Origin of the sequence: Paenarthrobacter sp. NCHU4564 (genome assembly GCF_052156435.1) — a bacterium.
In the GTDB taxonomy this organism is placed as follows: domain Bacteria; phylum Actinomycetota; class Actinomycetes; order Actinomycetales; family Micrococcaceae; genus Arthrobacter.
The window spans coordinates 43,093-63,588 of record NZ_JBQLIS010000021.1; the positions used below are offsets into that span (position 1 = coordinate 43,093).

General features: G+C 64.7%; 17 protein-coding genes. 11 read left to right on the forward strand and 6 right to left on the reverse strand.

Features of this window, described 5'->3' with window-relative positions; translation table 11 throughout:
• Complete coding sequence (locus tag ACSVIE_RS17770; RefSeq protein WP_426003943.1) at positions 1-471, reverse strand: hypothetical protein; 471 nt, start codon at positions 469-471, stop codon at positions 1-3.
• A 158-nt stretch (positions 472-629) separates the two neighbouring features.
• On the opposite strand from ACSVIE_RS17770, the gene ACSVIE_RS17775 reads away from it, so the two are divergent.
• Positions 630-1,178: an ArsR/SmtB family transcription factor gene (locus ACSVIE_RS17775; protein WP_442424698.1), complete on the forward strand. Its 549-nt coding sequence runs from the start codon at positions 630-632 to the stop codon at positions 1,176-1,178.
• A 203-nt stretch (positions 1,179-1,381) separates the two neighbouring features.
• On the forward strand, positions 1,382-2,719 hold the full coding sequence (gene gdhA / locus ACSVIE_RS17780) for an NADP-specific glutamate dehydrogenase (RefSeq protein WP_442424699.1): 1,338 nt from the start codon (positions 1,382-1,384) through the stop codon (positions 2,717-2,719).
• 77 nt (positions 2,720-2,796) lie between these two features.
• On the opposite strand, the gene ACSVIE_RS17785 is transcribed toward gdhA, so the two are convergent.
• Positions 2,797-4,128 carry an alpha-hydroxy acid oxidase gene (locus tag ACSVIE_RS17785; RefSeq protein WP_442424700.1) on the reverse strand — a complete coding sequence of 444 codons (1,332 nt, stop codon included), beginning with the start codon at positions 4,126-4,128 and terminating at the stop codon, positions 2,797-2,799.
• Positions 4,129-4,205: 77 nt separating this feature from the next.
• Here ACSVIE_RS17785 and ACSVIE_RS17790 point away from each other — a divergent pair, with 77 nt between their 5' ends.
• Positions 4,206-4,904: a FadR/GntR family transcriptional regulator gene (locus ACSVIE_RS17790; RefSeq protein WP_426003938.1), complete on the forward strand. Its 699-nt coding sequence runs from the start codon at positions 4,206-4,208 to the stop codon at positions 4,902-4,904.
• A 55-nt stretch (positions 4,905-4,959) separates the two neighbouring features.
• Here the strand turns inward: ACSVIE_RS17790 and ACSVIE_RS17795 are convergent, their stop codons facing one another.
• Entirely contained in the window at positions 4,960-5,988 is a 1,029-nt protein-coding gene (locus ACSVIE_RS17795) for a LacI family DNA-binding transcriptional regulator (protein ID WP_442424701.1), read from the reverse strand.
• 180 nt (positions 5,989-6,168) lie between these two features.
• Between ACSVIE_RS17795 and ACSVIE_RS17800 the strand changes: the two genes are divergently transcribed.
• The 5 genes from ACSVIE_RS17800 to ACSVIE_RS17820 are packed head-to-tail and all read left to right on the forward strand — an operon-like array spanning position 6,169 to position 12,046.
• Positions 6,169-7,578, forward strand: a complete 1,410-nt coding sequence (locus ACSVIE_RS17800) for a Gfo/Idh/MocA family protein (RefSeq protein ID WP_442424702.1) — start codon at positions 6,169-6,171, stop codon at positions 7,576-7,578.
• 29 nt (positions 7,579-7,607) lie between these two features.
• Positions 7,608-8,594 carry an NAD-dependent epimerase/dehydratase family protein gene (locus tag ACSVIE_RS17805; RefSeq protein WP_442424703.1) on the forward strand — a complete coding sequence of 329 codons (987 nt, stop codon included), beginning with the start codon at positions 7,608-7,610 and terminating at the stop codon, positions 8,592-8,594.
• Positions 8,591-9,496, forward strand: coding sequence for a 5-dehydro-4-deoxyglucarate dehydratase (locus ACSVIE_RS17810; protein WP_442424704.1), 906 nt, complete (start codon positions 8,591-8,593; stop codon positions 9,494-9,496). The genes ACSVIE_RS17805 and ACSVIE_RS17810 overlap by 4 nt, the downstream gene beginning before the upstream one ends.
• The gene (locus ACSVIE_RS17815) at positions 9,496-10,614 is read left to right on the forward strand and encodes a mandelate racemase/muconate lactonizing enzyme family protein (RefSeq protein ID WP_442424705.1); all 1,119 of its coding nucleotides are present in this window, start codon (positions 9,496-9,498) and stop codon (positions 10,612-10,614) included. Before ACSVIE_RS17810 ends, ACSVIE_RS17815 begins: the two co-directional genes overlap by 1 nt.
• Positions 10,595-12,046: an aldehyde dehydrogenase (NADP(+)) gene (locus ACSVIE_RS17820; protein WP_442424706.1), complete on the forward strand. Its 1,452-nt coding sequence runs from the start codon at positions 10,595-10,597 to the stop codon at positions 12,044-12,046. Before ACSVIE_RS17815 ends, ACSVIE_RS17820 begins: the two co-directional genes overlap by 20 nt.
• 150 nt (positions 12,047-12,196) lie before the next feature.
• Here ACSVIE_RS17820 and ACSVIE_RS17825 read toward each other — a convergent pair whose 3' ends face one another.
• The 3 genes from ACSVIE_RS17825 to ACSVIE_RS17835 are packed head-to-tail and all read right to left on the reverse strand — an operon-like array spanning position 12,197 to position 16,559.
• A complete protein-coding gene (locus ACSVIE_RS17825) occupies positions 12,197-13,312 on the reverse strand; it encodes a M24 family metallopeptidase (protein WP_442424707.1) in 1,116 nt (371 codons plus the stop codon).
• Positions 13,309-15,339, reverse strand: coding sequence for a DUF6807 family protein (locus tag ACSVIE_RS17830; protein WP_442424708.1), 2,031 nt, complete (start codon positions 15,337-15,339; stop codon positions 13,309-13,311). Before ACSVIE_RS17830 ends, ACSVIE_RS17825 begins: the two co-directional genes overlap by 4 nt.
• Positions 15,336-16,559: an acetylxylan esterase gene (locus ACSVIE_RS17835; protein WP_442424709.1), complete on the reverse strand. Its 1,224-nt coding sequence runs from the start codon at positions 16,557-16,559 to the stop codon at positions 15,336-15,338. Before ACSVIE_RS17835 ends, ACSVIE_RS17830 begins: the two co-directional genes overlap by 4 nt.
• A gap of 346 nt (positions 16,560-16,905) precedes the next feature.
• Here ACSVIE_RS17835 and ACSVIE_RS17840 point away from each other — a divergent pair, with 346 nt between their 5' ends.
• The 3 genes from ACSVIE_RS17840 (at position 16,906) to ACSVIE_RS17850 (ending at position 20,346) form a co-directional block, all read left to right on the forward strand.
• Positions 16,906-17,850, forward strand: coding sequence for a carbohydrate ABC transporter permease (locus ACSVIE_RS17840; protein WP_426003926.1), 945 nt, complete (start codon positions 16,906-16,908; stop codon positions 17,848-17,850).
• Positions 17,843-18,775: a carbohydrate ABC transporter permease gene (locus ACSVIE_RS17845; RefSeq protein WP_426003925.1), complete on the forward strand. Its 933-nt coding sequence runs from the start codon at positions 17,843-17,845 to the stop codon at positions 18,773-18,775. Before ACSVIE_RS17840 ends, ACSVIE_RS17845 begins: the two co-directional genes overlap by 8 nt.
• A gap of 197 nt (positions 18,776-18,972) precedes the next feature.
• On the forward strand, positions 18,973-20,346 hold the full coding sequence (locus ACSVIE_RS17850; protein WP_426003924.1) for an ABC transporter substrate-binding protein: 1,374 nt from the start codon (positions 18,973-18,975) through the stop codon (positions 20,344-20,346).
• Positions 20,347-20,496: the final 150 nt, after the last annotated feature.

Here is a 20,496-nt window from a genome sequence, read left to right on the forward strand (position 1 = left end):
CTAGCTTTCCTCGGTTTGGAACACCACCCCGGCTGCGCCCACCAGCCAGCCCAGGAGCGAGAGGGCGAACGCCCCGATCAGGTCGGTCGATGCTTGTCCCTTGAAAAGCCACACCACCAGCACGAGCATCCCCATGGTCATGTAGACCATGATGGCGAAGATCACCCTGCCTGAAAGCCGGGTTGCCACGGCGCCCGGACTGACCAGCTGGTTCGGCTCGCCGGCCGCGGCGCTGTCCCTTTTGACTTCCGAGATCGTGAAGCCCAGTGCCGACGCCGTCAGCGAACTCAGGGATGTCGACAGGACCCCCGCAGCCGTGACCAGGGCGCCGTTCAGTTCCGGCCGTTCTGCGCCACCGGAAGGCACCCAGGTGCCCACACGGATCAGGACGGTGGCCCACACCAGGACAAACAGGGCCAGGAACACTGCGGCGATGATGTTGAAGATGTGGCGCCGGAACAAGTCAGTCATTGCCATGCACCCCGTGCGTTGGGCGGCCGGGGCCTGGGAGCCCGGACAAACCGTGTTTTCGTTGTAGCACCGGCCGGGGGAGTGGTCAACGATCCTTTGCTTCGTCGCCGACGGAAACAGTGATGCCTTTTGGCGTATATGTCGCTAGGGTGGGAGGCATGGTGACTGACGACGTATTTGCCGTCATTGCTGAGGCAACCAGGCGCGAGATCCTGGTCTCCCTCCGCTCTGGGGACAAAGCAGTAGGCGAACTGGTGGCGGAACTGGAGGCCAGCCAGCCCACGATCTCCAAGCACCTCAAAGTGCTTCGCGAGGCCGACCTCGTGAGCATGCGGGCCCAGGGCCAGAAGCGCTACTACGCGTTGAATCCCAAGCCCCTTGCCGGCGTCGCCTCCTGGCTGGAAACGTTCGACGTCGGACCCAGGCCTCCCGCCGCCGTCGCGCCTGTTGCAGGGGCTGCTTCCGATGTCCAGCCGGCAGCTCCGGCGCTTGCGAATCAACCGTCGGCCCAAGCTGCCGACGTTCGTCCGGAAGCGTTGAGCCAAGCGGTCGTAGCGCAGGCCGGTGAGACCCCCGTTTCCGTTGAATTGCAGTCGGACGACACTGTGCCGCAGCAGATCGGACGCACGGTAGGCCGGGCAGCCACCAAGGCCGCGGACCTGCTGGCCAACCTTCCCAACCTCCCCAAGTTTGGACGGAAGCGATAGCGGTCTAACGTGATCCTCACCACATTGTGAGGTTTTGTTAACTTCCTGTTTCCTTGTGTTTCCGGGGTTCTTGGACAGTTGTGTTAACTCCCCGGGCCGGGGTCACAAAGCCATCGGATGGAGATCCTACCTTCGTTGGTGCAACCATGAGCGGGACTGGATCGTCTCGCCGCGGGTCGGCGCACTAGTGGATAGGAAAAGTCATGGATTCGAGGCTGGAAGCCGTCCGGGACACCGTATTGGCGCGGAACCCGGGCGAAAAGGAATTCCACCAGGCCGTCACCGAGGTCTTCGAAAGCCTGGGGCCGGTCCATGACCGCCATCCCGAGTTCCTGGAGGGCGCGGTCCTGGAGCGCCTGTGCGAGCCGGAGCGCCAGATCATCTTCCGCGTCCCGTGGACCGACGACGCCGGACGTGTCCACGTCAACCGCGGTTTCCGTGTGGAGTTCAATTCCGCGCTCGGACCCTACAAGGGCGGGCTGCGGTTCCACCCGTCCGTCTACCTGGGCATCGTGAAGTTCCTCGGCTTTGAGCAGATCTTCAAGAACGCTTTGACCGGCATGCCGATCGGCGGGGGCAAAGGTGGTTCCGACTTCGATCCCCGTGGCCGTTCGGACGCCGAAATCATGCGGTTCTGCCAGTCGTTCATGACTGAGCTGTACCGCCACATCGGCGAATACACCGACGTTCCTGCCGGTGACATCGGGGTGGGCGGCCGCGAGATCGGCTACTTGTTCGGCCAGTACAAGCGCATCACCAACCGGTACGAATCCGGTGTCCTCACGGGCAAGGGAATTTCCTGGGGCGGTTCGCTGGTCCGGCCGGAGGCTACCGGCTACGGCACGGTGATTTTCGCGCAGGAGATGCTGAAGACCCGCGGCCAGTCGTTCGATGGCCAGCGTGTTGTGGTGTCCGGTTCGGGCAACGTGGCCATCCACGCCATTGCCAAGGCACAGTCGCTCGGGGCGACCGTGGTGGCCTGCTCCGACTCGGCCGGCTACATCGTGGACGAGGCGGGGATCGACGTCGGGCTCTTGAGTCAGGTCAAGGAAGTTGAGCGCGCCCGCCTGACCGAGTACGCCGCCCGACGCCAGGGGTCCAGCTACGTCGCCGGTGGTTCCGTCTGGGACGTCAACGGCACCGTTGCGCTCCCTTGCGCGACGCAGAACGAGCTCGACGGCGATGCTGCCGCCAAGCTGGTCAGCAACGGCCTGATCGCTGTGGCCGAAGGTGCCAACATGCCCTCCACCCAGTCTGCAGTGGCGGTCTTCCAGGAGGCAGGCATCCTGTTCGGGCCGGGCAAAGCCGCCAACGCGGGCGGCGTTGCAACCTCGGCACTGGAAATGCAGCAGAATGCCAGCCGTGACTCCTGGACCTTTGAACACACTGAGCAGCGGCTCACCGAGATCATGGTGGGCATCCACGACCGTTGCGCAGAGACGGCCGAAGAATATGGTGCCCCTGGCAACTACGTGGTGGGTGCCAACATCGGTGGCTTCGTGAAGGTTGCCGACGCGATGCTGGCGCAGGGCCTCATCTAACGCTCCTGGCACCCAACTGAGTCGCAGTTAAGCGCGTTTAGAGCCGTCTAAACGCGCTTAACTGCGACCTGGTTGGGCTAGCGCTGGAGCAGGCGGACGTGATCCGGGGTAAGGTCCGCTACCTTGCTGACTCCGAGCAGTGCCATGGTCCGCGTCATGTCTTTTTCGAGGATCTGGATGGTCCGGTCCACACCCTGACGCCCGCCGGCCATGAGCCCGTAAAGATAGGCCCGGCCGATCAGGGCGAAGTCCGCGCCCAAGGCCAGGGCTGCCACGATATCGGCGCCGCTCATGATGCCTGTGTCCAGCATGACCGCGGCCTTGCTGTTGTCCGCCTTCAGCGCAGCCGAGACCTCGGGCAGCAGGTGGAACGGAATGGGGGCGCGGTCCAACTGACGGCCACCGTGGTTGGACAGCACGATCCCGTCCGCGCCGTGGTCCACCACCTTCCGCGCATCCTCGACGGTCTGGATGCCCTTGACCACGAGCTTGCCCTTCCAGGTTTCGCGCAGCCAGTCGAGGTCTTCATAGGTCAGGGTGGGGTCGAACATGGAGTTGATCAGGTCGGCCACGGTGCCCGTGTAACGCGACAGCGAAGCAAAGGTCAGGGGTTCGTGGGTCAGGAAGTTGAACCACCAGGCCGGCCGGTAGGACGCATCCAGCACGGTCTTCAGCGTCAGCGCCGGCGGGATGGTCATGCCGTTGCGGACATCGCGCAGGCGGGCACCGGCCACTGCCGTATCCACGGTGACCATCAAGGTGTCGTTGCCCGCTTTAGCGGCCCGCTCGATCAATTCCAGGGAGCGGTCCCGGTCCGTCCACAGGTAGAGCTGGAACCAATTGCGGCCATTCGGTGCCGCCGCGGCGACGTCTTCGATCGAGGCCGTGCCCATGGTGGACAGGGTGTAGGGAATACCGGCAGCCTCGGCGGCCTGCGAGCCAGCGTACTCACCTTCGGACTGCATCATGCGCGTGAACCCGGTGGGTGCGATGCCGAACGGGAGTTTGGATTCCTGACCGAGGATCTCCGTGCGGAGGTCGATCCTGGAGACGTTGCGCAGGATTCCCGGCCGGAATTCGATGTCCTGGAAAGCCTGGCGTGCCCGGCGCAGGGTGATTTCCTCTTCCGCTGCACCGTCCGTGTAGTCGAAGGGCGCTTGCGGGGTCCTGCGCTTTGCCATATCCCGCAGGTCCCAGATGGTGCTTGCCCGCTTGAGCCGCGCAGCCTTGCTGAATTCGGGCTTCTTGAACTGCATCAAGGGGGCCAGGTCCGACACCTTGGGAACGCGCCGCTTCAGGGCCGGAGGCTGTACGACGGCGGGACCCGGCTGCGGCGTGCGGCTGACGTTCTGGTCGCTGCCGGCGTCGGCGGGGGCTGCGGTGATTTTGGGATCGAGGGTGTCGGTCATGCGGTTCTCCCTTGAATTCGTGTGGTCTAACCACACTGTAGGACATGTGGTCTGACCACATCAACTACTATTTCGGTATGCGTACGCACGAACTTGTCCTCGAATGGATCGAGAAGCAGCTGTCCAGCGGCGAACTGGCCCTCGGAGGGCGCTTGCCCGGCGAAAGGACCATGGCCGAACAGTTGCAGGTTTCCCGGACCTCGGTCCGCGAGGCCGTCCGGATCCTTGAGGCGATGGGTGTGGTCCGGGCTGGGGTGGGCTCGGGAAAGGACGCAGGCACCATCGTTATTGCCGAACCGGGGTCGGCCCTGGGGTCCACGCTCCGACTGCACGTGGCCACCAGGCACTTCCCGGTCGCAGACATCGTGGAAACCCGCGTCCTCCTGGAATCGTGGGCTGCCGAACGTGCGCAGGCCGGCGGGCCCGCGCTGGACGAGGCTGCGGACATGCTGGCGCAGATGGAGGAGGCTTCGGACATTGAGTCGTTCCTGGCCCTCGATGCGCGGTTCCATGTGGCCCTGGCCCGGGCGGCAGGCAATGCGGTGGTCAGTGCCATGATGGCCTCCCTGCGCGGGGCCATTGAGAACTATGCCGGGGAACTCACGGGCAACCTGCCGGACTGGAGCGCCACGTCAGGAAGGCTTCGGGCTGAGCACCGCGCCATCCTCGCTGCCGTCAACGCAAACGATGGCAGCAAGGCAGCGGAGCTTGTGGCCGCCCACATCCGGGGCTTCTACACGGAGGCCGGAGTGGATGCCAATCCCTCGCCGAGATGACACTTGATGACAATGTTCCACGTGGGCATTGCCATTAAGTGCCAACTCGCTGGGTTCAAACTGACTTCAATGCCGGGGCGGCAGTGCTCTTGCGGATTTCCATCCGGGGAGCGAACTCATCCTGCTGCAGGGCGGGAGTTTCGCCGCCCTGCTGGATCTGTTCCCGCATCCTGCGCCAAGCCAGGCTGCCGAGCTCGTTGATGGGGACCGCTGCCGTGGTGAGCGGGGGAGTGGTGTATTTGGCGAACGGGATATCGTCGAAGCCCGTGACGGAGATGTCCTCCGGCACCCTGATGCCACGCTCATGCAGGCCGCTGAGGAGGCCCATGGCCACCAGGTCGTTGAATGCCAGGATGCCTGTGGCGCCGCTGGCGATGATGGCTTCCGTGGAGTCGTGGCCTGAATCGAAGTTCGAGCCGCCATGCAGCATCTGGAGCTCAATGTCCGGATGGTCCGAGCGGAACTGCGCCAGCCCCACCAGCCGCTGGCGGTTGGAGGCGCTGTGTTCCGGGCCTGACAGGTATGCCAGTCGTTGGTGGCCCAGGGATACCAGGTGTTGGGCGAGTTCCTGGATGCCTTGCCCATAATCGACGCTCAGGCTCGGGGTGGTGGTGTTGATGGTGGTCCGGTTGATCAGGACCAGCGGGTGGAGCGTGGGTGCCAGTTCTTCAAGTTCGGCATCGGGCATGCGGGGTGCGCAGAGCACCACGCCGTCACAGCGCCGCCGTGCCTCTCCGGCCAGGATCGCTTCTTCGCTGGTCACTTCGGAGGAGTCTGCGATCAGTACGCGGTAGCCGTCCTGCGCGGCAGCGATGCTCAAGCCGCGCAGAATGGCCTGGAAGGTGGGGTTGGCCAGGTCCGGCACCACAATGCCGATGGTGTCCGTCTTGCCCAGCGCCAAGCTGCGGCCCACAGGATTGGGCTGGTACTTCAACTCGGCGGCAGCTGCCCGCACGCGCTCGGCAATACCGGGGTCCACCGCGGCGTTGCCGTTCATGACGCGCGACACGGTAGCGTGCGACACGCCCGCTTTCTCCGCGACGTCGGCGATGCCAACGCGCCTGTTGGTATTCCTGCGTGCCATCCTGCCCCTTCCAATTGGCTTGTCCCGTGCTGCCCCGCCCTTGGGGTGATGGTTGACGCGACCGCCAGAGTCTTGATACAAAGCTTATAACGCTCTGAGAAAACGCTTTCTCATGATTCTTCCCAGAACAAGCCGGGCCGTCAAGCGGTTCACTCCTGCCTTTGGAAAGGGGCATCCTCCATGGTCAACGTCGACACCGCCGAGACCCACCCAACCGCCACCACAGCCACCCCTGGGACCGCCGGCCAGCGCACAAGGATTGCGCTTATCGGCACCGGCGGACGTTCGGAAATGTACATCCGGGCCATCTTCGGCCAGCACGCCGATGTCGCCGAACTCATCGCCTTGTCCGACGTCAACCCGGGCCGTGTGGAGTTCTACCAGGGACTCATCCAGGAGCTCGGCGCACCGGGCCCGGTGGCCACCTTTGAGCCGGGCAAGCTGACAGAGTTCATCCAGGACAACGGCATCGAGCGGGTCATCGTGACCACTCCTGACTACACGCATGCGGACTACATCGTTGAAGCGCTCGAGGCCGGTGCCGACGTCGTGGTTGAAAAGCCGCTGACCATCGACGTTGAAGGTTGCCGCCGCATCACCGCAGCCGTGGCCGAAACCGGCCGCAACGTAGTGGTCACGTTCAACTACCGCTATTCGCCGCGTAACTCGGCCCTCAAGGAGATCATCCAGAACGGTGTGATCGGCAAGGTGACCTCCATCGACTTCAGCTGGGTGCTGGATACGGTCCATGGAGCCGACTACTTCCGCCGTTGGCACCGCGACAAGAAAAACTCAGGCGGCCTGCTCATCCACAAGGCGTCCCATCACTTCGACCTGGTCAACTGGTGGATCAACGACGTTCCGGAGCGCGTTTTCGCCTCGGGCGGGTTGCGGTTCTACGGCGACAAGAACGCCAGCGAACGCGGCCTGGGCGCACGCCCTGAGCGCGGCACCGTGGACGGCCTGGAACGGGATCCGTTCCGATTGGACCTGCGCGACGACGAACGCTTGAAAGCCTTGTACTACGACAACGAGAAGTTCGACGGATACCGCCGTGACCAGGACGTCTTCACCGAGGGCATCACCATTGAAGACAATCTGGCCCTCGTGGTAGATTACCAGGGTGGCCCCACGCTGAGCTACTCGCTGAACGCCCACAGCCCGTGGGAGGGCTACCGCGTCACCGTGAACGGAACGGAGGGCCGCGCCGAACTCGAGGTGGTGGAGCGCGCCGCCGTCGAATTCAGTACGGACAAGAAGACGGTCGTTGACCCCAGCGCCACTCCCATCGAGGAAGAAGACGCCGTGCGCCGCAACGGTGAGCGGCTCGTGGTGCAGCGCCACTGGGAAGCAGCCTACGAGGTACCGATCATCAACGGGGAGGGTGGACACGGCGGCGGCGACAACCTGCTGCTTTCGGACCTCTTCAACGGCCCCGGTGTCGACCCACTGGGCCGTCCCTCCGGCTACATCGACGGGCTCCGTTCCGTCTCGGTGGGCATCGCCGGAAACCAGTCCCTCGAATCAGACGTGCCGGTCCGCATCAGCGGACTGGGACTCGGCGTCGACCTCGGCCGCGGCCAGGCATAGCCGCAGTCCCGTAGACGAAGGAACATCATATGAGCACGATTTTTGTCACCGGCGGGTCCGGACGGCTCGGCCGCAGTGTGGTGGCCGGCCTGGCCGCCGCAGGACACGGAGTGATCTCCGTGGACCGCGACGCCATCCCCGCAGACCAGCTGCCGGCCGGCGCCACACAGCGGACCGCAGACCTGCTGGCGCCGGGCGAGGCGGCGCGGCTGATCCAGGAAACAACCCCCGACGCCGTCATCCACCTCGCTGCTATCGCGGTACCTTTCAGCGCGCCGGAGGATGTCATCTTCAGCACGAACACACGGCTCGCCTATGCGGTGATCAGTGCTGCCACCGACGCCGGGGTCCCGAAGATCGTGACGGCAAGCAGCCCCACCGCCCTCGGTTACGGCTCACCGGCAGGTTGGCTGCCGCCGTCGTTCCCTTTGGACGAGCAGACGCCGCCCAAGCCGTGGAACGCCTACGCACTGTCCAAGCTCATCGCCGAGCAGACGGTCCAAATGTTTGCCGCCGCGCAAGGGGACAAGATCCGGTACGCGGCCTTCCGTCCCTGCTACGTGATCTCGCCCGAGGAATGGGAGGGTGCGCCGACCCAGCAGGGCCACACGGTCCGCGAACGCCTGGACGATCCCGCGCTGTCCGCCCCGGCGTTGTTCAACTACGTGGATGCCCGGGACGTTGCGGAATTCCTGGACGTGCTCCTGGCCAAGATGGACACCATTCCCAACGGGCAGACCTTTTTCGTCGGCGCCAAGGACGCCTTGGCTACCGCACCGCTGGCCGAATTGTTCCCGCGGTTCCTGCCGGGCAGCGGTCCTCTGACGGAACACCTCACGGGCACCAGCCCTGCCTTCTCCGTGGGCAAGGCGCGCGAACTCCTGGGCTGGGAACCGAAGCGCAGTTGGCGCACCGAGCTTACCCCGGCCTATGAGGGCGAAGACACAGCATTACTCAATGACGAGACCCACCGCGGCCTGGTGCCTGCGGGAGCAACCAGCAAGGAGACAGCATGAATTTCGACGGCGTACTTTTCTTCCCCGTCACACCCTTCACCGAGGACGGCTCCGTGGATGTCGCCCTCCTGAAGGAGCACATCGCATCGCGCCTGCCGTTCGGTCCGGGCGGGGTGTTCCCGGCCTGTGGGACGGGTGAGTTCCACGCCCTGTCCCTCGACGAGATCCGCACCGTGGTGACTGCCGCCGTCGAGGTCGTTGCAGGTGCCGTCCCGGTCGTTGCCGGCGCCGGTGGCCCCTTGGGCCATGCGATCGCCGCCGCCAAGGTTGCCGAGGAAGCGGGCGCCGATGCCCTTCTGGTCCTTCCTCCGTATCTCGTCACCGGACCCACCGACGGCGTAGTCGCCTATGTTGAAGCCGTTGCCGCAGCCAGCAGCCTGCCCGTGATCGTGTACCACCGGGGCACGGCCAAGTTCACGGCCGCTGCCATGACCCGCCTGACGGCCAACCCCAAGGTGGTGGGCTTCAAGGACGGAATCGGCGACGTCGGCCTTGCCCAGGAAATCGTCTCCGCCATCAACGCAAGCGGACGCACGGATTTCGCACTGTTCAACGGCCTCCTGACCGCCGAACTGACGCAGGGCGCCTACCGTGGCCTGGGCATCCCGCTGTACTCCTCGGCAGCGTTCGCCATGGCTCCCGAGATCGCGAAGGCCTACTACGACGCCTACGTTTCCGGTGATGAGGAACGCCGCAACGCCCTGCTTGAGGGTTTCTACGGACCGCTGGTCAGGCTCCGCGACCAAACACCCGGCTTCGGCGTCTCGCTCATCAAGGCGGGTCTGCGGCTGTCGGGACTGCCCGTTGGCTCCGTGCGTCCGCCGCTGGTGGACCCCACCGAGGAACAGCTGCTGGAGCTCAAGGCAATCCTCGCCAAGGGCCACGAGCTGGCCGGCAACTGATGACGAGCCGAATCACCGGGCTCTCCACGCGCCTCATCACGGTCCCGCTGCTGCGCAGCTGGGGTGTGGAGGCGCCGGAGAACCACGTGATTGTCACCGAACTGACTACCGACGACGGCGGTACCGGCCACGGTTTCTCCTGGACGCCGACCATTGGCCCCCAGGCGGTACAGGCCCTCCTGGACCACGACATCGCCCCTTTCATTGCCGGACTCGAAGCCAACCCGGAGATCGTGTGGGACCAATTGTGGAAGCGCCTGCATGAGGCCGGCGGCGGAGGGCTGACCACCATTGCGATCGCTGGCATGGACCTGGCCTTATGGGACCTCAAAGCCCGACTGGCCGGCACGTCCGTCACAGGGCTCCTGGGGCAGCGGCAGGAATCCGTTGAAGTCTACGGTTCCGGCGTAAACCTGCATTACACCTTGGATGAACTCGTGGAGCAAGCCCGGCGATGGGTCGCTGCAGGACACCACGCCGTGAAGATCAAGGTGGGCAAGCCGGAACTCCGTGAAGACGCCGAACGCGTGGCAGCCGTCCGCGAGGTCATTGGACCGGACCGGCTGCTCATGATCGACGCCAACCAGCGCTGGGACCTTGCACATACTTTCCGTGCACTGGATGTCCTGGCCGGCTACGGGCTGGAATGGTTGGAAGAACCGATCCGTGCGGATGATCTATGGGCCTACCGGAGGCTGCGCAAGCACTCACCGGTGCCCATCGCGTTGGGGGAGAACGTCCACACCATTTACCGGTTCCGCGACTTCATCGAGGCAGAAGCCGTGGACATCATCCAGCCCAACATCGTCCGGGTCGGTGGCATTACCCCGTTCCGGCGGATTGTTGAGCTGGCCAGGGCCAACAGCATCAGGGTCGCTCCGCACCTCCTTCCCGAACTGTCCGGGCAGCTGGCTCTGACCTTGGCCGAGGCCGTCAGCGTGGAAGACGTGGAGGACGCCTCCTTCCAGGCACTCGGCATTCTTGACGGCCCATCACCGATCAGGATCCGCAACAGCCGCCTCAGCAGTACCGGACGCCCGGGCCTGGGCTTCGAATTCTCTGCCGGCCGTCCGGCACCCACGACCGAAGGACACCACATTGAGTACAGCAACTCTTGACCTGACGGCAGTAACTGCTGCCGCGGCGGCCGCCGCCAAAGTCACCGCAGCAGCGTCCGACGCCGATCGCGCAGCCTGGCTGACCGCCGTCGCGGACGCCTTGGACGCCAACGTGACGGAGCTCGTTGCCATTGCAGACTCCGAGACCAACCTGGGGACGGTCAGGCTCACCGGCGAAGTTGCACGGACCAGCGGCCAGCTGCGTTTGTTCGCGCGCGTCATTACCGAGGGTTCGTACCTCGAAGCCGTGATCGACCACGCCGACCCCCAAGCCACCCCGCCCAAGCCCGACCTGCGCCGCATCCTCAGGCCCGTTGGCCCCGTAGCTGTGTTCTCGGCGTCGAACTTTCCGTTCGCGTTCTCTGTGGCTGGCGGCGATACCGCCTCCGCGCTCGCTGTCGGATGCCCGGTGATCGTCAAGGCCCATTCCGGGCACCTTCGTCTGTCCGAGCGAACGGCGGAAATCGTCAGCGAGGCCTTGGCCGAGGCGGGCGCCCCGGAGGGCATTTTTGCTTTGGTGAGCGGTCGCGAGGCAGGTACGGCGCTGGTCCAGGACCCGGCCATCAAGGCGGTAGGCTTCACCGGTTCCATTCCCGGCGGACGCGCCCTGTTTGATCTTGCGGTCTCACGGCCCGAGCCCATCCCGTTCTACGGCGAGCTTGGCAGCCTGAACCCCGTGGTCATCACGGCTGCGGCCCTGGCGGAACGTGGACGGGAACTCGCCGCGGGGCTCGCAGCTTCTTTCACCATGGGCGCGGGACAGTTCTGCACCAAGCCCGGCCTCATCTTCATCCCCGCCGGGACGGACTTCGCTGCGGACCTGGCCGAGGCGGGCAAGGACAAGCCAGCGGCTGCCATGCTCACCGAACGCATTGCCGAGGCCTACCCCCATGGGCTCCGCAACGTGGCCGGCCAGCCCGGTGTCACCGTGGTCAGCGGCACGTCGGACCAGGACGCCTTGGCCGATGGCGCAGCGCCCGTGGTCTTTTCCACCACAGCGGCCAACGTGCTGGAGCGGCCGGAAGAGCTCTTGGAGGAGTGCTTCGGGCCGACGACGCTGCTCATTGAGTACGCCGACCAGGCTGAGTTGTCCCAGGCCCTTGCGAAGGTCCCGGGAAGCCTGACTGCGACCATCCATGCCCAGCCCGGCGAGGACATCGGGGCGCTCCTTGAGCAGCTCAGCGGCCTGGCCGGACGCGTGCTGTTCGCCGGCTGGCCGACCGGCGTCGCAGTGAACTGGGCCCAGCAGCACGGCGGTCCGTACCCGGCCACGACCTCGCTTTTCACATCGGTGGGAGCGACGGCGGTCCGCAGGTTCCAACGCCCCGTGGCGTACCAGGACGCGCCTGAAAGCATCCTGCACCCGGCACTGCAGGAAGCCAACCCGCTGGGTAGCCCACGCCGCGTCGACGGCACGCTAACCCTCCCCTGACCCACACCGGCGGCTACCCAACTGGGTCGCAGTTAAGCGCGTTTTGAGCCGTCAAAACGCGCTTAACTGCGACCTACTTGGGTGGGGGGACGCGAAAGGGGCGGGTCACCGTGACGGTGACCCGCCCCTTTCGTTTGTTCGGGATGAGGGCTACGGACGCAGCGTCAGAGGACGACGGCGGCCGTCCACTTCCGCTGCAGGCCACCGATCGTCAACGCTGAGGACCTGAATGCCGCCCTCCGTGAGCAGCACAGTGTCCTCGATCTTCACGCCCGGCCCGGAGGGGTTCCATGTGAAGGGTTGGTTGAGGACGATCGTGTCTGTCACGTCGGCGGTGACCCGGGGATCCCGTCCCGCGTAACCCGCAGGGCCGCCCTGGTGGTGCTGATTCCATTGGTCCGCGCCGAAGCCGTGCCGTTCGTAGGCTGTCTGGATCTCTGCGAAGACATCGTTGAGCCGTGCACCCGGCACGGTGGCCCGGAAGATGTCCGCCTCCACTGCAGCGATGCGGGCCTCAGCGTCCAGTTCCTGGCGGGTGCCGGCGTCGAACGCCACCCAACGGGTCACGTTGGCAACCAGGCCGTCGCGCCGGGCGCAGACCACGGCCATGGCCCGGCGGCCAAGGGGAGCATGCGTTGCCAACGGGTGGCGGAAGTCGCTGCGGCCTGAGCCGTTGCAGAGCAGGACCAGGGGCTCGGCCCCGACCGACACGATCCGGGCAGCAAGCCCGGCAACCAGCTCAAACTCGGTGGTCTCCGGTGTTGCCCCATAAAGGACATCCGTCATGGCCGCAGCTGCATCTGCGGACAGCTGCGCGTACCGGGCTGCCTCCGCAGGGAGCAGTTGCTGCCGGGCTGCACGGAGTTCGGCTGTCACCGCGGATTCGAACAGGGGGTTGCCGTCGCCTGCCAAGGCTGCCGCAGTGGCGTGCAAAGGACCGTGCCAGGGAACCGTGTGGAGGCTGACTCCTTGGGGCAGTTCCTCGGCGGCAATCCGGCCGGCCTCATTGTTGAAGGTCACAAGGTGGTCGCCTTCCCGGTCCACGAGCAAAGCCGCAATGGGATCGCCTGCCAGGCTGATGTGGACGCGGCTGCCATCGAGGTACCAGGTGAGCGCCGTGTGCGTGGTCAGCAGCAGCGAATCACGTCCTGCGGCATCGAGGATGTCCAGCACCCGCCGGCGTTTTACCTCGCGGTCGGCGGCGTTGCCGGGCGCGGTCCGCGGTGCGGCGCCGGACACGGTTGTGGACTGAGCTGGAGCGGTCATGCCGATTCCCCCATGTGAGTGATGAGCTGTTCTATGTCTTGTGTTGCCAGGAAGCCGTCAGCGATGAGGACGGTGACCGTGCGGCGGACGGGATTGCCGGGTTCGGCCTGGACCGGTTTGTCCCATGCCAGGGACAGTCCGACGCCCGGATAGCCCGAATGCCGCACGAACCATGGGTCAGGGGCCTGCGGCGCAGCAAGGAAAACGAGCGTTGCGGGGTGGCCAAGGTGCCCACTGCCGGCGTCGAACGTTCCCGACCATGCCAGCCACGGCGCGACGCTCCCATGCACGGCGTCCTCACCGCGGGCGTCTACGGTCCAGATGGTGGCGTCGGCGACCTTCGGCAGCCGCCAGAAGAAGCCGCCGTAGCCGCCCTGCGGCCTGCCGTTCGAACCGGGGCTGCCGAGCAGCACCGTCCGGTTTACGGCCGGTTCGAGGCTGAAGTCCAAGGTCAGCGTCCACGCGGAATGCCCGACGGCGGACCACCGCCACTCGCGCTGTTCGCTGAGTATCCGGGTGCCGTCCGGACCGATCCAGCCGAGCTGTTCCACCCTTCTCCCGGCCAGGTGTTCGGCGGCTTCCGTGACGATGCGTCCGTGGTCCTTGCGCCAGACGTAGGCCCCGGCGTCGCGGGTGTAAGTGCGGCCACCCCAGAAGTTGATGCCATCGACGTCCTGCAACGCGACGCCGGCGCCCAAGTGCCATACGTGGTCCTCGGGAACGTGATCGGTGACCGCGGTTCCGGCCAAGGTGCGGATGGGGTGCAGGTAGGGCCGTGGGGATGACGTGGGCCTGATCTCGGACCCATCCCGGACAGTGGCGACCGTGGTTCCGCCCAGGCCCATGACCGGGGTTTCCGGACCGGAAGTCCACGGTGCTCCCAGTTCCTGGAATGTGGCCTGGCCCAGGGCTGCCCGTTGGATCCACGATTCGATGCCGTGCACCACCGCGTGTGCCTGGTCCCCTTCGCCCACCCAGCTCACGTGGCCGGCGCCGATGGGCTTAGGGTCCTCGGCCGTGCGGATCGCCTCGAGCACCGAAACGTAGGCGCCCGCGCTGCAGAGCGGGCTCAGGAGATCCTCTTTGGACTGCGCGGTGAGGAGATTCTCCAGAAGATCTGTCCTGGCGAAACTTTCGCTCCTGGTGCCCGCTGGGGTGGTGATGTCCAAACGGTCTTCAGTGTAGGAGAAAGTGACCTGGCCCAAGGTGCCGTAGACCGTAACAAGCGGGGCAGTCTGCACGGGGGCGCACAGCGTCAGGGCACACGTCAGGACCGTTCCATTGGTTGTACGCACCCGGACCACCGAGGTGTCGTCGCTTTCGGTGTTGTTGGCGCGGTAAAGGTCCGTGTCCACCTGCTCCACATCGGCCACGGTCCTGGCGCCCGCAAGGCACAGGCCGGTTGCGACGGCGTGGGCCAAGGCATTGGTTGCGACGCCGTCAACCACGTCCGTCCCGTTCAGGCTCCGTTTTCCGGCCCACCGGGACCGTGTGAAGTACCCCCGCGTGCGAAGCCACTGTCCTGTTGCACTGATCCCGCGGACCTCGCCGATCCCGCCGGAATCCACGATGTCCTGGATCGCCGGGATGGCGTGTGAACCCAGGCTCTGGAATCCGAGCTGCACCAGCTTGCCGGCTTGTGCCGCCGCGGCCAGGACGTCCTCGTACTGCGCCATGGAGGCAACCGGAGGTTTCTCCAGGTACACGTTGGCCCCGGCGGCAAGTGCTGCGAGGGCCAGCGGTGCGTGCGTCTGGATCGGCGTGGAGATGATGACCACGTCCGGGATCTCTCCGGCTGCCAACAGATCGTCGAGGGAACCAAATACAGTAACATCTGCCGGGAGTTGGCCCTCTGCCAGCGGTACGGGATCCGCTACGGCCACGAGGTGCAGCTTTCCTGCCGTGCCCAGGCGTCGGAGGTTCTCCAGATGGCGTTCCCCGAAGCCATGCACGCCAACCAGAGCCACCGTGGGAAGGGCCGCGGGTTCGGCTGCGGTCAGTGTTTGCGTCGTTGCAAGATGGGTCATGAGGCGGTCCTAGCTGAAGCTGTTGAGGGTTGTTCTGCCATCAGATGCGAGGCGAGAAAGGCTGCCGCTTCTTCCTGCATGGCCGGCGTGAAAACGTGCCCTTCGTTCCAGAAGCTGCCGCTGTACCGGCCCGGCGCTGCGGCCAGAAGGCGCGCATCGGCGTCGCGCATTCCGTCTTCGGGGAACAGCTCATCACGCAGGCCGTACTGCAGCAGGAAGGCATCGGCCGTGGACCGCGCCGCGAGGTCCGGCAACCCGCCCAGGCGGGGGAGTCCGGACGAGTGAAGCAGCCACGAATGGGCGTCCACGTATGCGGGAAGGAGCGATTCGAAGGTGGTCATCATGCACGCCACCACGTAGCTGCGGATCTGTGGGCTGAGCGCGGCGAGCACCATGGCCCGGCCACCGCCACCGGAGAAACCGATGCAACCAAGACGCCCCGCGTCCACTCCGGGCAGGGAAGCCAGGACGCCCAAGGCAGTGAGATCATCGTGCGCCACCGTGCCGGCGATCGTCGAGCCAAGCAGGGTGGCGGCCTTCGCCACGGTTTCTTCGTGTGCGGCCGCTGCTGCGTTGTACCTCTCCGCCGGAGAAGGTACGACGCCGGCCTCCCGCCACAGTGCCTCCTGGCCATCCAGCCAGTGGGCAGTCCGGTAGGGCAGGGGGTCCAGGTGGAATCTCCGGCTTCCCCACATGAAGGCATCGTGGGCCAGTACGGCAAATCCTTGCCGGGCCAACCAGGTAGCCAGGGGCCGCCCACCGTAGAGTTTTGCCTGCAGGCCGGGAGGAAGTGGACCGAGCCCGGGCCGGGAGGTTGTACCGCCGTCGTGCCTCGGTGCCTCAGCAGGGATCCCGACCAAGCGCTCTGCGCCGTGTGACTTGATGCCGCCATGGCAGTGCAGGGCCAGCAGGCCGGGGAGCGGCCCGGCGATGCTGGTTGGCCGGAGGAGCCAGGCCGACGTCCCGGGACCGAAACCCGTTTGCCAGGAAAGGCGGGACGTCACCACATTGTTGTCTTCGACTTCCCAGTCCACCGTGATTGCAGTACCGGGCGTAACGGCCGGAACACCGAGAGCGCCGGCGAGCAGCCTCGCGTCTTTGGAAGCGGGCCTGTACGGGTTGTCGGCGGCGTAGCCGGGCCAATCCTCGTAGCCGGCAATCGCGCTGGGGCGTCGCTGCCTCCCGGCGATGCCAGCCGTCGTGGCTGTCTGTGGGAACAATGAGTCCTGCTTTGCTGGGGCGGATGGGTGTGCAGGACCGCACGCCGGACTTCTTCAGCGTGGGCTCGATCTGCAGTTGCGCGTTCTTAAGAAAACGCTTTCTCAAAAATTAGCAAAAGGCTGTACATGGGTCAAGAAAACGTTTACTTTGGTACGGAGCCGCTGAACGCCGGGACCCTGATCCTGGAGAATCAGGTGGTAGCGCCGGAGTACCCGGCGGTCCCGGACGGCAGCATTTCCCAGCAAGAATTCCGTGGAAGGCCACGATGACCAAAGGAGACCACATGGCCGCACAGCATCACCCCGCAACGCCGCAGGGCGTCCGGGGTCACGCAGGGAGGACGCAATGAGCGCTATTGGCGAACTCTCCACCATGACCCGCCGCAAGGGGCCCATGAGCAAGGAGGAGAAGAAGGCCAACGGCCGCGATAACAAGGCCGCCTACATCTTCCTTCTTCCGTGGCTGATTGGCCTGCTGGTCATCACCGTGGGACCCATGCTGATGTCGTTGTACTTGTCCTTCACGGATTACAACCTCCTGCAGCCGCCGGCCTGGGTGGGACTGGACAACTTTGTCCGGATGTTCAGTGATGCCCGTCTGCACAATTCGCTGGGCGTGACCTTCACCTACGTGCTGGTGGGTGTTCCGTTGCAGCTGGCCGTGGCGCTCCTGATCGCGTTGGTCCTGGACAAGGGCCTGCGCGGGTTGCCGTTCTACCGGTCCATCTTCTACTTGCCGTCGCTGCTGGGCGGCTCCGTTGCCGTCGCCATCCTCTGGAAGCAGATCTTCGGCACCACGGGCCTGGTCAACCAGGTCCTGGCCATGATCGGTATCCAGGGGCCGGGCTGGATTTCCGATCCCAACACGGCTTTGGGCTCCATCATCCTTTTGCACGTGTGGACCTTCGGCAGCCCCATGATCATCTTCCTGGCGGGCCTGCGCCAGATCCCGCACATGTACTACGAGGCGGCCAAGGTTGACGGTGCCACCACGCTGCAGCAGTTCTGGCGGATCACGCTGCCGATGCTGAGCCCCATCATCTTCTTCAACCTGGTGCTCCAGATCATCGGATCGTTCCAGTCGTTCACGCAGGCGTTTATTGTCTCGGGCGGCAACGGCGGGCCTTCAGACTCCACCATGTTCTTCACGCTGTACCTGTACCAGAAGGGCTTCGGCCAGTTCGACATGGGTTATGCGTCAGCGATGGCCTGGTTCCTGTTGGTCATCATCGGTGCCTTTACGGCCATCAACTTCATCGCTTCAAAGTATTGGGTGTTCTACGATGACTAAAACTCAGACCCTGCCCGCCGCCTCCGGTTCTTCTTCCGACAAGCCGGGCAAGAGCCCCCGCCGCCGCGAATCACCGGGAAACCTCGCTTTCAGCCGCAGCGCCCGCATCAAGGGACTCATCAAGCACGCCATCCTGATCATTGTGGGCGGCGTCATGATCTACCCGCTCCTGTGGATGGTCGTCTCATCGCTGCGCCCGAACGACCTCATCTTCCGTGAACCCGGCCTCTGGCTCCAGAACCTCGAGATGAGCAACTACACCGACGGCTGGTCCGCCTTGACCCATCCGTTCGGGCACTACATGATCAACTCCGCGATCGTGGTCCTCGGATCCATCCTGGGAAACCTGATCTCCTGCTCCATGGCCGCCTACGCCTTCGCGCGGCTCCAGTTCACGGGCAAGAAGCTCTTCTTCGGCATCATGCTGTTGACCATCATGCTGCCGTTCCACGTGGTGATCGTGCCGCAGTACATCCTGTTCTCCCAGATCGGCTGGGTGAATACTTTCTGGCCGTTGATCGTGCCCAAGCTCCTGGCTACCGACGCGTTCTTCGTCTTCCTCATGGTCCAGTTCATCCGCGGCATTCCGAAAGACCTGGATGAGGCCGCCCGCATTGACGGTGCAGGCCACCCGCGGATCTTCCTCCGCGTCATTCTTCCCCTGATGGTGCCGGCCCTGGCCACCACCACCATCTTCACCTTCATCTGGACTTGGAACGACTTCTTCAGCGCGCTCATCTACCTCACCGACCCGGACATGTTCACGGTCCCGGTGGCACTGCGCGCCTTCGTTGACTCACAGTCGGCCACCAGTTGGGGATCGCTGTTCGCGATGTCCATCGTGTCCTTGCTGCCCGTGTTCCTGGTCTTCCTGTTCGGCCAGCGATTCCTCATCAAGGGCATTGCTACCACCGGCATCAAATAGGCAATACGGGCGTTCCGGTGGGGTCGGTCCATTCCGACCCCGCCGGCCGGTCGTGACGAGCGCCAAAGTGCGGGCTCGTCTCAAACCAACAACTAGTACAAGCAAAGGTCTTGTCACACAAGATTGTGACTTGTACCATCAATCCAATGAGAAAACGCTTTCTCACACATCAGGATCAAAGAAGATCGGAGACAACAGTGCCGGTAATTCCCAAGGGTGAAGCCACCGCCCCGGCAGGAGCAGCAGCTCCCGCGATGGAACCCAAGGCCAAGCGAACCAGGCGCAAGCTGCGGGCTTCCGCCATCATAGCTGCCACGGCCGCAGCCGTTCTGGCCCTCAGCGCCTGCGGCGGAGGGTCCGAGGCCAAGAGCGCCGACGGTAAGGTCGAGCTTCGCTTCTCCTGGTGGGGTGGCGACAAGCGGGCCCAGCTGACGCAGGAAGCCATCAAGGCCTTCGAAGCTGAAAATCCCAACATCACCATCAAGGCCGAGTACGGCGACTGGTCAGGTTATTGGGACAAGCTGGCTACGCAGGTCGCCGCAAACGATGCTCCGGATATCATCCAGATGGACGAGAAGTACATCACGGAGTATTCCACGCGTGGTGCCCTGCTGGACCTGTCCAAGTACCAGATCGATACGTCCAAGCTGGACGAAGCTGCCTTGAATGCAGGCAAGGGCGCCAAGGGCCTCACCGGCATTCCGGCAGGCATCAATGCCGCAACCATCCTTGCCAACCCGGCGGTCTTCCAGGCAGCAGGTGTTCCGTTGCCGGATGACAAGACCTGGACGTGGGATGACTTTGAGCGGATTGCCCGCGAGGTCACGGAGAAGTCGCCCAAGGGCACTTACGGCGCCGCCGCCTACGGAACGGACGAGGCATCTTTGGGTGTCTGGCTCCGCCAGAATGGGAAGTCCCTGTACACGGAGGACGGCAAGCTTGGCTTTGAGCCCAACGACATCAAGGGCTACTGGGAGTTCCTGAAGCAGCTCAGCGAGAACAAGGCTGTTCCCACGGCCTCGGAGATCGTGGAAGCGGAAGCCGCGCCGTTGGACCAGAGTGGCCTGGCGACGGGAAAGAACGGCATGGCCTTCTGGTGGTCCAACCAGCTTCCGGCCCTGGAGAAGGCGGCCGGCGGAGAGTTGCAGATCCTGCGCTTCCCGTCCAAGACGGGCAAGGCCGCTGACTCGCAGCTCTGGTACAAGGCCTCGCAGTTCTGGTCCGCCTCGTCCCGGACCAAGCACCCTGAAGAGACGGCGAAGTTCATCAACTTCCTCACCAATAATGTGAAGGCCGGCGAGATCCTCCTGGCTGACCGTGGTGTCTACCCGAACTCCGAGGTCCGCGAAGCCATCGCTTCCAAGCTGGCACCTGCCGACACCAAGGTTGTGACCTTCATCGACCAGATCAAGGAGGAGCTCGGCGAAGCTCCCGCAGCTCCGCCCAAGGGCGCGGGGGCCATCCAGGAGATCATCAAGCGGTACACCTCCGAGGTCCTGTTCAACAGGCTCACCGCGGAGGAAGCAGGCAAGAAGGCTGTGGATGAAATGAAGTCGGCCATCGGGGCCTAGCCTCGGTCGAAACCCAAGCGCCCCGGGCGAACCACAAGGTTCGTCCGGGGCGCTTTTTCGCGCCTAACTCCCTCCCTGCCGCGGCACCACTCTCCCGACGCGGCACCACTCTCCCGGCACCCAACTGGGTAGCATTTGTGCGCGTTTTGA

Excerpts from the sequence above, each read along its gene's own strand:
- ACSVIE_RS17770 (WP_426003943.1), bottom strand. The coding sequence starts at position 471 with ATGACTGACTTGTTCCGGCGCCACATCTTCAACATCATCGCCGCAGTG.
- ACSVIE_RS17775 (WP_442424698.1), top strand. The coding sequence starts at position 630 with ATGGTGACTGACGACGTATTTGCCGTCATTGCTGAGGCAACCAGGCGC.
- gdhA (WP_442424699.1), top strand. The coding sequence starts at position 1,382 with ATGGATTCGAGGCTGGAAGCCGTCCGGGACACCGTATTGGCGCGGAAC.
- ACSVIE_RS17785 (WP_442424700.1), bottom strand. The coding sequence starts at position 4,128 with ATGACCGACACCCTCGATCCCAAAATCACCGCAGCCCCCGCCGACGCC.
- ACSVIE_RS17790 (WP_426003938.1), top strand. The coding sequence starts at position 4,206 with ATGCGTACGCACGAACTTGTCCTCGAATGGATCGAGAAGCAGCTGTCC.
- ACSVIE_RS17795 (WP_442424701.1), bottom strand. The coding sequence starts at position 5,988 with ATGGCACGCAGGAATACCAACAGGCGCGTTGGCATCGCCGACGTCGCG.
- ACSVIE_RS17800 (WP_442424702.1), top strand. The coding sequence starts at position 6,169 with ATGGTCAACGTCGACACCGCCGAGACCCACCCAACCGCCACCACAGCC.
- ACSVIE_RS17805 (WP_442424703.1), top strand. The coding sequence starts at position 7,608 with ATGAGCACGATTTTTGTCACCGGCGGGTCCGGACGGCTCGGCCGCAGT.
- ACSVIE_RS17810 (WP_442424704.1), top strand. The coding sequence starts at position 8,591 with ATGAATTTCGACGGCGTACTTTTCTTCCCCGTCACACCCTTCACCGAG.
- ACSVIE_RS17815 (WP_442424705.1), top strand. The coding sequence starts at position 9,496 with ATGACGAGCCGAATCACCGGGCTCTCCACGCGCCTCATCACGGTCCCG.
- ACSVIE_RS17825 (WP_442424707.1), bottom strand. The coding sequence starts at position 13,312 with ATGACCGCTCCAGCTCAGTCCACAACCGTGTCCGGCGCCGCACCGCGG.
- ACSVIE_RS17830 (WP_442424708.1), bottom strand. The coding sequence starts at position 15,339 with ATGACCCATCTTGCAACGACGCAAACACTGACCGCAGCCGAACCCGCG.
- ACSVIE_RS17840 (WP_426003926.1), top strand. The coding sequence starts at position 16,906 with ATGAGCGCTATTGGCGAACTCTCCACCATGACCCGCCGCAAGGGGCCC.
- ACSVIE_RS17845 (WP_426003925.1), top strand. The coding sequence starts at position 17,843 with ATGACTAAAACTCAGACCCTGCCCGCCGCCTCCGGTTCTTCTTCCGAC.